Below are 12,805 nucleotides of genomic sequence, written 5' to 3' on the forward strand. Positions count from 1 at the left end.
CACACCTTCCCCGCAACCGTGGGTGCCACACCTTCCCCGCAACCGTGGGTGCCACCTTCCCCGCAACCGTGGGTGCCCACCTCTCCTCGCTACATGTTCCCCGGAAACCGCCCCCCCATGCGAAACTGAATCGCCTCGGCCAGATGGGTCGCGTGGATCGCTTCGACCCCCTCCAGATCGGCAATGGTGCGCGATACCTTGAGAATTCGATTGTGCGACCGCGCCGAAAATCCCATCTTGCGACTGGCATGCAACAACAACTCGCGACTCTCCGCATCCAACGTGGCACAGCGGTCCAAGGGGACGCCATCCAACTCGGCATTCAAAACCGCACCACCGTTGCGACGCGCCTGCCGAACACGCGCCTCGGTCACCCGCTCGCGCACGGTGGACGAAGACTCCCCGCTGGGCAACTCGGCCATGGTCTCGGGGGGAACCGGGGGAACCTCGACATGCAGATCGATGCGATCGAGCAACGGACCGGAAAGCCGGGCGGCATAACGCTCCACCTGCATCGGCGAGCAGCGACACGAAACATAAGGATTGCCCCGATGCCCGCACGGACAGGGGTTGCAGGCCGCGACCATCTGAAAACGGGCCGGGAAACGGGTGGAACGGGCAGCGCGGGAGATGCCGACTTCACCAGCTTCGAGAGGCTCGCGCAGAGTCTCCAGAACATACCTTCCGAACTCCGGGATCTCGTCCAGAAACAAGACCCCGCGATGGGCCAGACTTACCTCGCCAGGACGGGGCACCCCGCCACCGCCGATCAACGCGACATGGGAAGCGGTGTGATGCGGCGCGCGAAAAGGACGACGGGTGAGCAAGGGCGCGTTGCCCTCGAGCCGTCCGGCCACCGAGTGGATGGCGGTCACCTCCAGAGCCTCCTCCAGGGAGAGCGCGGGCAGGATTCCTGGCAGACAACGGGCCAGCAGGGTCTTTCCCGAGCCGGGCGGACCGCTCATGATCAGGTTGTGGCCCCCGGCGGCGGCTACCTCCAGGGCACGCCGGGCATGCTCCTGCCCCTTGATGTCCGCCAGATCGCGAATCCGCCCGATGCCGCGACTCTCCTGGGCGACCAGGGTCTGCTGCCAATCCAGGGGAGGCACCGGCTCAAGGGGTTTTTCGCCGCTTAGATGACGCATCAGATCCAGGAGTGTCTCTGGAGCGATCACCCGTCCGCCGGCCAAAGCCCCCTCGGGACCGTTGCCAGCCGGAACGATCAACTCCTTGAGATTCAACTCCTTGGCCAAAAGAGCCGCGGGCAGGCAACCGGGAACGGGTTTGATCCGTCCATCCAGGGACAGCTCGCCGAGAAACAACCGTCCGTGCATCTGTCCGTCTGGCACCAACTCCAGCGCGGCGAGCAGTCCCACGGCCATGGGCAGATCATAGGCGCTCCCCTCCTTGGGGAGATCCGCCGGGGCCAGGTTGATGGTGATCCGACGCGCCGGAAGTTGCACGCCGGAGTTCTTCAAGGCGGACCGGATCCGATCCTTGGATTCGCGCACCGCGCCGTCCGGCAACCCCACGACATTGAGCACCGGCAGACCACGCCCCAAATCGACCTCGATTTCGACGGGTATGGCCCGGATGCCGTCCAGGGCGATGGTATCGACGCGGGCAAGCACGGTTCGGAAGGATCCTTGGGCGCGGAAGGGTCGCTAAAGCGCACCCGTCACGGGATGCGTCGTTCCATTATTAAGACGGGTTCACATCCGATAGACCAGCACCCGCTCTTCCAACATGTCGCGCATGGCGTATTTGACCCCCTCGCGACCCAAACCGGAATCCTTCACCCCGCCATAGGGCATGCTGTCCACCCGGAACGACGGGATGTCGTCGTGGATCACGCCACCCACTTCCAGGGCATCGAAGGCACGCATCACGGTGGTGAAATCCCGTGTGAAGAGGCCGCATTGCAGACCGAAACGGGAGGCGTTCACCCGCTCGAAGGCCTCTTCCATGGACTCCACCGGCGAAAGCACCACCACCGGTCCGAATGCCTCTTCGGCCACCACCCGACAAGCGGGCGCGACCTCTTCGAGGATGGTCGCGGTCAAACAGTTTCCCTGGCCCAGGGGAGGGACCTCGTTGCCGGTCACCAGTTGCGCGCCCTGATCCATGGCCTCGCGGATCCAGAGTTGCAACCGTTCGCGGTTGGGACGGTCGATCATCGGACCCAGGGTGGTGGCTTCGTCGAGCGGGTCGCCGGGACGGAGCGCCTCGGCGGCCTTTTTGAACCGGGCGCGGAACTCGCCCATCACCTCCTGATGCACGAAGATCCTCTGCACCGAGATGCACACCTGGCCGCACTGATAGAAGGCCCCGGTCACCGCCCGATTGATCAGCAGATCCCAATCCGTCACTTCGCGATCCACGATCAGGCCGGCGTTGCCACCGAGTTCCAGCACCACCTTTTTGCGTCCGGCCTGCTGTTTCATTTTCCAGCCCACCTCCGGGGAGCCGGTGAAACTGAGCAGCTTGACGCGATCGTCCTCGACCAGCATCTGACCGGCCTGCCGATCGCAGGGCAGCACCGAGAAGGCCTGGAGCGGCCATCCCGACTCCTGGATGATCCCGGCCAGCATCAATGCGGTCACCGGGGTTTTGGATGCCGGTTTCAGCACGATCGGGCAGCCGGCGGCCATGGCCGGGGCGATTTTGTGGATGGCCAGGTTGAGCGGGAAGTTGAACGGCGCCACGCCGGCCACCACGCCGATCGGGTAGTGACGCACCAGGGCGCGGCGTCCGGCGCCCAATGGGTTGATCCCCAGATCATACGCCTCGCCGTAGATGCGGGTCGCTTCGCCCACGGCGATGTCGAAGGTGGCCGCGGCGCGGTCGAGTTCCAGCCGCGATTCGGCCAGGGTCTTGCCATTTTCCTGGGAGAGAATGCGCGCGAACGCTTCGCGACGCTCGATCAACCGGTCGCGCACGAAGGCGAGCGCCTTGGCCCTCTGCCAGGGTTCGAGCCGGCGGGTCTCCTCCAGGGACTCGACCGCCGCGTTCAAGGCCCGATCGATCTCCAGGGTTCCGCACAACGCCACGCTGGCCACCCGTTCACCGTTGTAGGGATTGACCACCTCCAGCGAGGCGCCGGTCTCCACCCATTCGCCGGCCAGATAGGCCCGATGCAGGCCCGAGCCGTTCACCGCGCGGCTCATGTCGGTTCACCGCCCAGACGGACCAGGGCGGCTTCGAGTTCGACCACCCGTTTTTCCAGCGCCTCGGCGCGAATGCGCGTTTCGCTGAGCATCTCGTTGACCACGTTGAACTCCTCGCGGGTCACCAGATCGAAATGCTCCACACCCTCGCGCACCATGTCGTGGGCCTTGCGACGCAGCTCTTCGCGGGTCTCGCCCACCTTGTTGAACACACCCATCACATTCTGGGTGATCTGATCCAAAATCGCGTTGTCGATCTGCATGGTTGCTGCTCCTTGTGGTGGGTTGACCGCTTGGAAAATCGCCTGGCCGAGGAACTCCCGTCAGGGAGATCCTCGGGCGGGGGGCGAGGGGGTTTCCTCCCCTATCATGATAAGTCAAGCCCGGTGAAACGCCATGCCCGGCTGACCGTGGAAATAGCCGTTGCAGAACGGTTCGTCGCCGTTGTACCCCGCAAGGCGCGTCAGGGCATCCTCGGGATCCAGATCCCCGTCCAGGGTCTGGCGCCAGATGGCGACAATTTCCGGCATGTGTCGGCTCTGCGGCGAGATGCGGACGATATCGATGCCCAGCGGTGTCAGACGCGGCACGTCGGCGATCAGGGTGTGTACCTTTTCCGACATGGTTTGAATGCCGTTCATGGTCAAAAGCCCCTCGCCCTCCTGGGTACGGGTCACCATGCCGTCCGGGAAGTCGCCGCACTTGTATTGACAGTTCGTTTTGGAGAGCTTGAAGGCCCGCGCGGTGTAACAGCGCGCCGAGAAGGTCAACGGCAGCTTGCCGTGGGCGAAGAGTTCGAACTCCACCGGGTTGGCGCGCGGGGCGGAGACGATGCCGCGAATCGACGCTTCGGGCAGTTCCACCGGAAAGACCATGCGCGTGACCCCGACCTCCTGGAGAAAATCGAGGGTCTGCGGGTTGTAGACGTTGACATGGGGACCGGCGACCAGCTTGTGCCCCTCGGCGACGCCGATGCCGGCCATGTCGTTGGCCTCGAGCTTGAGATCCAACGCGACGGCCAGATCCTTCAGGCGGTGGAGATCCTCCTGCTCCGCGTCGCTCATCACCAGACCGAGGGTGGAGAGAACCAGCTCCTTGCCGGTCGGTTGGATCTCCCGTGCCAACTCTTCCACATCCTCCAGGCTCAACCCCTGGCGTTTCGAGCAGACCACCTCGCCCAGATAGAGGATGTCCGCCTGGGACTCCAGGGCCATGCGGCGATAGAATGTTTTCAAGGCCGAGCGTCCCCAGTCGAAGAGCACCGGACCGATGGCGATCTTGATCATTGCCAGCTCCCCTCGTAGGTGCCCAGGGTGTGGGTGGTTCCCTCGGAGGTGGCGTTGAGGGTGCGCACCCAGGCCGGTTTGACCCGATAGGCGCCGGGATTCTCGTAATAGGAATCGACCGCCTGACGCAGGGTTCTGGTGACCGTGGCCACGTAGGATTTGGTGCGCTGACGCCCTTCGATCTTGAGGGAGGCTACCCCGGCTTCGATCACCTGGGGCAGGATTTCCAGGATGTTGAGGGATCCCGGCTCCTCCATGACGTGATACACCCGATCGTTGGCCTCGAACCGTCCCTTGCAGATGGTCGGGTAGGCGGCCTCCTCGCCCTCCTGGTATTCGGCGATCAGCGCGCCGCCCAGACGGGTGCGGAGTTTGCCGTTTGAGTTTTCGAACCGGACCGCGCGGGCCGGAGAGCAGACCCCTTCGATGTTGGGCGAGACGCCGGTGACGAACGAGGAGAGGTGACAGCGCCCTTCGGCCATGACGCACAGGCCGCCGAAGGCGAACACTTCGAGTTCGACATCCGCGAGTTTGTCGTGCAGGCGGCGTATCTCCGGCGCGGTGAGCACGCGCGGCAGGATGACGCGGGCGATGTTGAAGTGCCGTTTGTAGAAGCGGATCGCCTCGGCGTTGCTGGCCGAGGCCTGCACCGAAAGATGGATCGGCAGTTGCGGGTGGCGCTCGTGGCAATATTTGAGCATGGCGGCATTGGCCAGGATGATGGCATCGGCCTTGAGACGCGCCGCGACATCCACCGCGTGGTACCAGGGTTCCGGGTTGCCGACCTGGGGAAAGGTGTTGAGCACCACGTTGGCCTTGACGCCGTGAGCGCGGGCATGGGCGATGCCCTGTTCCGCCTCGCTTTCGGAGAAGTTCAACCCTTCGAAATTGCGGGCATTGGTGGCATCGCGAAACCCGAAATAAACCGCGTCCGCGCCGTTGTCCACGGCGGCCCGCAGGGAGGGCAGATTGCCCGCCGGGGCCAGGACTTCCACTTTTTTCATGGTGCAACTCTCACAAGACTCTAAAAGGCGGCTGGTCCGGATGGGTGGGGATCGCCTGCCATGTGCAATAATTGGGTACGCTAACGAAGGTAGCAGTTTAACACCGCCGTGTCTGGAGTCAAACCTTCTTTAAGCTTTGTTGCCAGGTTCGCGTCGGTCCGGCGGATCGATGGGCCAGCCGTGGGAAGGGGATTCGACCGGCACGCCGAGGCGCATGAGAATGCGATCGACGATGAAATCGATCAGTTGCCCGATCCGTTCCGGGCGGTGATAGAAGCCGGGGGAGGCGGGAAGGATCACCGCGCCGGCGCGGGTGGCGGCGAGCATGTTTTCCAGGTGGATGGTCGAGAGCGGGGTTTCGCGGGTCACCAGGATCAACGGCCAGCGCTCCTTGAGGGCCACGTCGGCGGCCCGTTCGATGAGGGTGTCGGACAGACCGTGGGCGATGGCGGCGAGGGTTCCCATGGAGCAGGGAGAGACCACCATGGCGCGCTCGCCGGAGGAGCCGGAGGCGATCGGCGCGTGCCACTCCCGCATCCCGAAGTGGCGCAGCCCCTCCAGGGGCGGCGTGTGGCCGGTGTTTCGGGCGAGATGCGCCCCGAGACGCGCCACCACCCCCGCGCCGTTTTCGTCCGCGAGATCCAGCCCGCACTCCTGACGCAGAAGCTCCCGTCCCGCCTCCGAGATCAACAGATCCACGCGCTTGCCGGTCATCAGCAGCCGTTCCAACAGTCGCACGCCGTACAGCGCCCCGGAGGCGCCGGTCATGGCCAGGGTGATCATCTCCATCTCCCAAGGTGAAAGGGCGAATGCTCAAAGACTCAGGATCGTGACTGTATCATCTCCGGCGATCCGGCAACAGAATCGTTTGCTCCCGCAAGGGAACTTCTCTTTCGCCACCGGATCGATATACCATGATGGCTCCCATCCATGCATGAGAATCTGGTGACAAAAATGGACACAACGCTCGCTCCATCCTCCCCGTCCGAGGGCCTCAAGGCCGCCGACCTCTTCGTGAAATGTCTGGAAGCCGAAGGGGTGGAACGGATTTTCGGCGTGCCGGGCGAGGAGAATCTCGACCTTCTGGAGGCGATTCGCGCCTCTTCGATCGAACTGGTGCTCACCCGTCACGAGCAGGCCGCCGCCTTCATGGCCGCCACCTTCGGGCGTTTGACCGGCAAGGCCGGGGTGGTGCTCGCCACCCTCGGGCCCGGCGCCACCAACCTGATCACCGGCGTGGCCTACGCCCAGCTCGGCGGCATGCCGCTGGTGGCCATCACCGGCCAGAAGCCGATCAAAAAAAGCAAACAGGGCCGCTTCCAGATCATCGACGTGGTGGGCACCATGCGTCCCATCACCAAGATGGCCGAACAGATCCCCTCGGCGGACAAGATCCCCTCCCTGGTGCGCGAGGCCTTCAAGCGCGCCGAGGAGGAGCGACCCGGCGCCACCCATCTGGAACTCCCGGAGGATATCGCCCGCGAGTTCACCGAGGCCATGCCGCTGCGCAAGATCCATTCGCGCCGCGCCGCGCCGGATCCGGATGCGTTGATGACCGCCGCCGAACGGATCGCCACCGCCAGGCGTCCGCTGCTTCTGATCGCCGCCGGGGCCAACCGCAAACGGGTCTCCAAGAGCCTCACCGCCTTCGTGGAGAAGACCGGCATCCCCTTCGTCTCCACCCAGATGGGCAAGGGGGTGGTGGACGAGAACCGGGCCGGCTATCTGGGCACTGCGGCCCTGACCGATGGGGATTATCTCCATTGCGCCATCGAGTGGGCGGATCTGATCATCGCCGTGGGCCACGATGTCACCGAAAAGCCGCCGGCCATCATGGGGCATGGCGGATCGGCGGCGGTGATCCACATCAATTTCACCCCGGCCCAGATCGATGACGTTTATTTCCCGGAACTCGAGGTGGTGGGCGACATCGCCCGCGGTTTCGATGCCCTGACCCGGCTGCTGGTCCCGTCGCCGGATTGGGACTTCAGCTATTTTCTTCAGGTCGGCGAGGAGCATGCCCGGCATGTGCTCGATCGTGCGCAGGCCGGGAACTATCCGCTGCTGCCGCAACGGATCGTCGCCGATCTGCGCCGCGCCATGCCCGAGGATGGGATTCTGGCGCTCGACAACGGCATGTACAAACTCTGGATCGCCCGCAACTACCCGGCCCGGCGTCACAACACCGTGCTTCTGGATAATGCCCTGGCCAGCATGGGCACCGGCCTGCCCTCGGCGATCGCCGCCAAGATGGTCCATCCGGGCCGCAAGGTGGTGTCGGTGTGCGGAGACGGAGGGTTCATGATGAACTCCCAGGAGATGGAGACCGCGGTCCGTCTCGGCATGGATCTGGTGGTGGTGATCCTGCGCGACGACGCCTACGGCATGATCCGCTGGAAACAGGAGAGCATGGGTCTGCCGGATCATGGGCTCACCTTCACCAATCCGGATTTCGTGCTCTACGCCCAGAGCTACGGCGCTCGTGGACATCGGGTGGGGAACGCCGACGAGCTGTTGCCGCTTCTGCTGGGGTGTCTGAATGCCGGCGGGGTCCATCTGATCGACGTGCCGGTGGACTACACCGAAAACGTGCGGGTGCTGACCGAGGAGTTGCAGGCCAAAACCTGTCTGTTGCCGCGTGGCGATACCGGAGGGACCGCATGAGCGGACGCATCCCCTGTCCGAGAGGCGGTCTGGTCATGGCCAAACAGCCGGTGCGGATCATGGATGGCCCGCCAGATTGCGCGGTGATTCGTTTTGGCACGGTTCGAGGCATTCGAACCATGCGCGTTTGGTGAGGCCATGGATGCCATCCCCAAACGGCCTTTGAGTGTCTCCCAGCTTAACGAGGAGATTCGTGCGCTTCTGGAGGAGGGGTATCCCTATCTTCAGGTGCGCGGGGAGATCGCCGACTGGAAACCGGCACCCTCCGGCCATGTCTACTTCGCGCTCATCGATCCCCAGGCGCGCATCCGCGCGGTGATCTGGAAGACCACACGCCTGCGCATCCCCACGCTGCCCCGCCCTGGGGACGCGGTGGTGGTGACCGGGCGGATTTCGGTCTATCCGCCGCGTGGCGAGTATCAACTGGTGGTCGAGGGGATCAAATCCGACGGCGCCGGCGACGAACGGGAGCGGCTGTTGGCGCTTCATGCCCGTTTGAGCGCCGAGGGTCTGTTCGCGCCCGCGCGTAAACGGGCCCTGCCGCTTCTGCCGCGCGCCATCGGCGTGGTCACCTCGGCCTCGGGGGCGGCCATCCACGACATCACCCGCACGTTGGCGCGGCGCTTTCCGGGCTTCTGTCTGCTGCTGGCCCATGCCCGCGTGCAGGGGGCGGGCGCGGACGAGGAGATCGCCCGAGCCCTGCGACGGCTCGCCGCGGACGGTCGCGCCGAGGTGATCCTGTGCGGACGCGGGGGCGGTTCGGCGGATGATCTGGCCGCTTTCAACAGCGAGATCGTGGTGCGCGCCATCGCCGATTCGCCGGTGCCGGTGATCTCGGCGGTGGGTCACGAGATCGACGTGACCCTGGCCGATCTGGTCGCGGATGCCCGCGCCTCTACCCCCACCGCCGCCGCCGAGTTGGCCATGGCAGAGAAGAGCCTGCTGGTGGAGCGTCTGTCACGACTGCGCGAGCGGCTCGCGCTGGCCATGCGTGGGGTGCTTCGGTCGCGCCGGGAAAAAGGGGTGGCCCTTGCCTCCCGTTTGACCCATCCGCGCCGGCGCATCGATCAGGACCGCCTGCGTTGCGACGCGTTGCAGGAGCGTCTGCACGGGGCCATGCGGATGGTGCTGGCGCGCTGGGACAAGGAGGTGGCGTTTCGCGCCGAACGTCTGAATCAATGGGAACGGGGCCGCCCTCTGGCGTTGCGGGTGGCCCGTCTGGTTCATCTGGAGCAACTGTTGATCCGGCGCATGCGGCAGGAGTTGGCCTTGCATCGGGAGCGGGCGCGTCTGCCCGAGGTCCGACTGCTGGCGATCTCGCCCCTGGGGGTTCTGGCGCGCGGATATGCGCTGGTGCGGGATGAACAGGGGGGGCTCGCCCGGTGCGCCGGAGCCTATCCCGCCGGGAGTCGGCTGCGGGTGACCCTGGCCGAGGGCGAGTTGCGGGTGGTGGTGACGGGTTGAACGGTGGCGATTGGGGGCTGCACGGTGGGTGAAAGGCTCGTTTGCAGGTGTTTGAGCGTTAAACATCCGGCGTGATTTCACGCAACAGTCCGAGTTCCAACAGTCGCCGCGCCCATTCATGCACGTTCCAGATCGGTTCACCGATGCGCTCGGCAATGGAGAGCAGATCATGGCGACCATTGGCATAAACGAGGAGATTTCTCACGGTCGGCATGGCAAATTGATTCTGCTTGAGATGCAAAGTGGGATACAAACCATATTTTCCCAATTGGGGCTCCCCAATCCGGGTGGCTTGATAGACGCGGTTGGCCTCCAGGCCCGCAATGCAGCGTTGCACATAACGATAACCACCGGCCAACCCCGCCGGGGTGACCAGATCCAGATTATCCAGCGAGGTGTGATACTCTGGATAGTTCCCGAATGGGCTCCGACAAAGCGCAACGACCGGCAAGTCCACACCAGGGCTGCAATATTGTCGCTCATCACTTCCCCGCTCCAGAAAGGAGTGGATCCGCGTTTCTCCCTCCTGATGGGAAAGCACATGCCGCGCCATTCGATCTGCCAGGGTATCCGCATACGGTGAGGAGACGCAGGAATACATGCGCTCATCACCCAGACAGGAGAGGTTGAAACCGGCGATCACCCGCTCCTGCATCACTGCCAGATTGCGGCTCAAATAGGTGAGCGAGCCGATGGTCTCTGGAATGAAAATCAATCGATAAGAGTAATGTCGTGGCCCCGACATCAGCCATTGCGCCAGTTCGGTGAGAATCACCGGTCCGGAAAGCTCATTGTTGGCCATGGAGGGGTGACAGACATCGGTCGAGAGAAAAATCTCCCGCGACGATTCACCAGGCAACAACAGTTCGCCATAGGTCAGCGATCCCTCGGTCAAATTGTCGCTCATCACTTCCCCGCTCCAGAAAGGAGTGGATCCGCGTTTCTCCCTCCTGATGGGAAAGCACATGCCGCGCCATTCGATCTGCCAGGGTATCCGCATACGGTGAGGAGACGCAGGAATACATGCGCTCATCACCCAGACAGGAGAGGTTGAAACCGGCGATCACCCGCTCCTGCATCACTGCCAGATTGCGGCTCAAATAGGTGAGCGAGCCGATGGTCTCTGGAATGAAAATCAATCGATAAGAGTAATGTCGTGGCCCCGACATCAGCCATTGCGCCAGTTCGGTGAGAATCACCGGTCCGGAAAGCTCATTGTTGGCCATGGAGGGGTGACAGACATCGGTCGAGAGAAAAATCTCCCGCGACGATTCACCAGGCAACAACAGTTCGCCATAGGTCAGCGATCCCTCGGTCAACGTGCTGTCAATCACCACACGATAGGTCCCGGGTTGCAATCCCTCTCTCTGTCGATGGGTCAGACAGAATCCCCAGCGTGGCGAATAGTAGGAAGTCACATAGGGGATGGCATCCGGCTGTTCTTTCAGGCTGTACAGATGAGGCTGCAACTGTTCCAGGGTGAACCAGCCATCCACGGGTTGCGAATAACCAATCACATGCAGGGTGTTCTGCCGGAAGTCCACCACCCGCTCTCCATCCGCCGTGGCAATGTAGGCATCGCGAATGTTCCATTCCTGGGGAATGGTCCAGTCGAAAACCTGGGTTCCGGATGGGACTTCCATGTGCTGGATGGGGATTCGTTCCCCGATGATACGTAACGTTTCGCGTACCCCGTTTCCGGTGAGACTGCGACAAATGGGGAACAATTGCTGCATCAAGGAGTACATTGGTACGCTGACCTGACATGAAGATTAGCGAGCAGTCACAGGTAAACCACGGCTCTGCCTGGGGGCACACTGTTTGCTCTTTCCGGGAACAGGTCGGTTGGCCGGCCTGTTGGTCGTGAGAGCCTCAATGCCGGGTGGGCGAGCTTCGATCACTCATAAGAATGTGTCCGCCGACGAAAAGGGGTGCCGAAATGGATCAAACTGTTGAATGTGCAGAGTCCATCAACTGGTCGATCGTGGTTTCCTCCGGTTTGGATCCATCTCAGAGGCGGTTTGGTGATTCCGAATCACCAAACCGGCACGAAGCGAAACAATCGATTCGTGCTTCTCAAATGATCGCGCAATTGGGCGGGCCATGAATGGCCCGCGTGGGCTGTTTGGCATGTGCCAAACAGCCTCTCAGATGCGCTTGACCGCCTCGACCACAAAGGCCGAACAGAGGAAATACCCACGCCAGTTCGAGGTTTCATGCTCCAACGCCAGGGACTCTTCCCGGAACAGGGATGGATTCTCGGCGGCCAGGTAAGGCATGGCCGGATGATAATGATACCACCGCAGTTGAATATCGACAAATCCATGCCGTTTGAACAGTTCCACAACTTCAAACGGATTATGGAATTTAGAAAGAATTTGATCATACCCTGGTGCGTCGCTTTGATCCACTCGGGTGCGCACCGGTGGCATGTCCATCCGTAAACGCGATTCCAGATCCGTGGCCACCTTTTCTTTCAATTCTGGAGCCACATCGCGCAACAGATCATCCAGAATAAACGATTTTGTCATGCGATTGAATGTGAACAACGAAAAAAGTTTGTTGCGAAACTCGATGAAGACGCTTCCGCCTGGCCGAACCAAACTGGCCATGTTTTCCAACGCGTTGTCATCGTGGGTCACATGGGGCATCACGCCCATGGCCATCAGGCCATCGAACGGTCCACCGCGTAGAAAGTGAGCATAGGTGACCGGATCCTGGATATCCCCGTAACCGATCTGATCCGGATTCAAACCGTGTTCTCGCATACGCTCCTTGGAACAGGCGATCATCTGTTCGGAAAGGTCGAATCCCCACACGTCCACGCCGGTTTTGGCAAGAGTGGCCAATGGCGTGCCCTCACCCACGCCAACCTCGATGACCCGTTTCAATCCTTTGTTGATAAAAGCGTTCAGCAATAATTGCAATCGGAAATAATTGGCCGGATAACGCATCGATGGATCGTGCATGAAGGCACGGTCGTAACGGGTTTGATAGCTGGTGGCACTGGCATCGTAATGGTGCGCAACCTGTGGTTTGTTTTGCATGATCTGTCCTTGGATCGGTCCTGTCCGATCAGTCCCTTGGAGAGGTCCGGCGGGTTTTGTGGTTGATTTGACCAACGGATCCGGTGTTTGGCAAGAGGCCTTGTGCAATCATCCGCTTCGGAGTTACCTGTGGAACTCCCGAAGGGAGGTCCATAAGGTACGGGGGTGAGGGG

At 62.4% G+C, this 12,805-nt stretch carries 12 protein-coding genes; 3 read left to right on the forward strand and 9 right to left on the reverse strand.

The window, feature by feature from the left end:
* Positions 1-89: 89 nt before the first annotated feature.
* From ACV4UY_RS12985 to ACV4UY_RS13010, 6 genes are all read right to left on the reverse strand, one after another.
* Complete coding sequence (locus ACV4UY_RS12985) at positions 90-1,631, reverse strand: YifB family Mg chelatase-like AAA ATPase (protein WP_491608010.1); 1,542 nt, start codon at positions 1,629-1,631, stop codon at positions 90-92.
* Positions 1,632-1,712: 81 nt separating this feature from the next.
* A complete protein-coding gene (locus ACV4UY_RS12990; RefSeq protein ID WP_491608011.1) occupies positions 1,713-3,167 on the reverse strand; it encodes an aldehyde dehydrogenase family protein in 1,455 nt (484 codons plus the stop codon).
* A complete protein-coding gene (locus ACV4UY_RS12995) occupies positions 3,164-3,430 on the reverse strand; it encodes an accessory factor UbiK family protein (protein WP_491608012.1) in 267 nt (88 codons plus the stop codon). Before ACV4UY_RS12995 ends, ACV4UY_RS12990 begins: the two co-directional genes overlap by 4 nt.
* Before the next feature lie 114 nt (positions 3,431-3,544).
* Positions 3,545-4,453 (reverse strand): ubiquinone anaerobic biosynthesis protein UbiV, encoded by a 909-nt coding sequence (gene ubiV, locus ACV4UY_RS13000; RefSeq protein WP_491608013.1) that lies wholly within the window; start codon positions 4,451-4,453, stop codon positions 3,545-3,547.
* Complete coding sequence (ubiU, locus tag ACV4UY_RS13005) at positions 4,450-5,448, reverse strand: ubiquinone anaerobic biosynthesis protein UbiU (RefSeq protein ID WP_491608037.1); 999 nt, start codon at positions 5,446-5,448, stop codon at positions 4,450-4,452. Before ubiU ends, ubiV begins: the two co-directional genes overlap by 4 nt.
* A gap of 138 nt (positions 5,449-5,586) precedes the next feature.
* The gene (locus ACV4UY_RS13010; protein ID WP_491608014.1) at positions 5,587-6,240 is read right to left on the reverse strand and encodes a UbiX family flavin prenyltransferase; all 654 of its coding nucleotides are present in this window, start codon (positions 6,238-6,240) and stop codon (positions 5,587-5,589) included.
* A 171-nt stretch (positions 6,241-6,411) separates the two neighbouring features.
* On the opposite strand from ACV4UY_RS13010, the gene ACV4UY_RS13015 reads away from it, so the two are divergent.
* From ACV4UY_RS13015 to xseA, 3 genes are read left to right on the forward strand one after another with little or no spacing between them, the layout of a single operon-like run.
* Entirely contained in the window at positions 6,412-8,121 is a 1,710-nt protein-coding gene (locus tag ACV4UY_RS13015) for an acetolactate synthase large subunit (protein WP_491608015.1), read from the forward strand.
* A complete protein-coding gene (locus tag ACV4UY_RS13020) occupies positions 8,118-8,255 on the forward strand; it encodes a hypothetical protein (RefSeq protein ID WP_491608016.1) in 138 nt (45 codons plus the stop codon). The genes ACV4UY_RS13015 and ACV4UY_RS13020 overlap by 4 nt, the downstream gene beginning before the upstream one ends.
* A gap of 4 nt (positions 8,256-8,259) precedes the next feature.
* Positions 8,260-9,585 carry an exodeoxyribonuclease VII large subunit gene (gene xseA / locus ACV4UY_RS13025; protein ID WP_491608017.1) on the forward strand — a complete coding sequence of 442 codons (1,326 nt, stop codon included), beginning with the start codon at positions 8,260-8,262 and terminating at the stop codon, positions 9,583-9,585.
* Between the two features lie 58 nt (positions 9,586-9,643).
* Here the strand turns inward: xseA and ACV4UY_RS13030 are convergent, their stop codons facing one another.
* The 3 genes from ACV4UY_RS13030 to ACV4UY_RS13040 form a co-directional block, all read right to left on the reverse strand.
* Positions 9,644-10,492, reverse strand: a complete 849-nt coding sequence (locus ACV4UY_RS13030; RefSeq protein ID WP_491608018.1) for a DUF4910 domain-containing protein — start codon at positions 10,490-10,492, stop codon at positions 9,644-9,646.
* Entirely contained in the window at positions 10,434-11,333 is a 900-nt protein-coding gene (locus ACV4UY_RS13035) for a DUF4910 domain-containing protein (protein ID WP_491608019.1), read from the reverse strand. The genes ACV4UY_RS13030 and ACV4UY_RS13035 overlap by 59 nt, the downstream gene beginning before the upstream one ends.
* A 399-nt stretch (positions 11,334-11,732) precedes the next feature.
* A complete protein-coding gene (locus ACV4UY_RS13040; RefSeq protein ID WP_491608020.1) occupies positions 11,733-12,632 on the reverse strand; it encodes a class I SAM-dependent methyltransferase in 900 nt (299 codons plus the stop codon).
* Between the last annotated feature and the right edge of the window lie 173 nt (positions 12,633-12,805).

The sequence above is a fragment of the Candidatus Magnetaquiglobus sp. genome, from assembly GCF_058402785.1.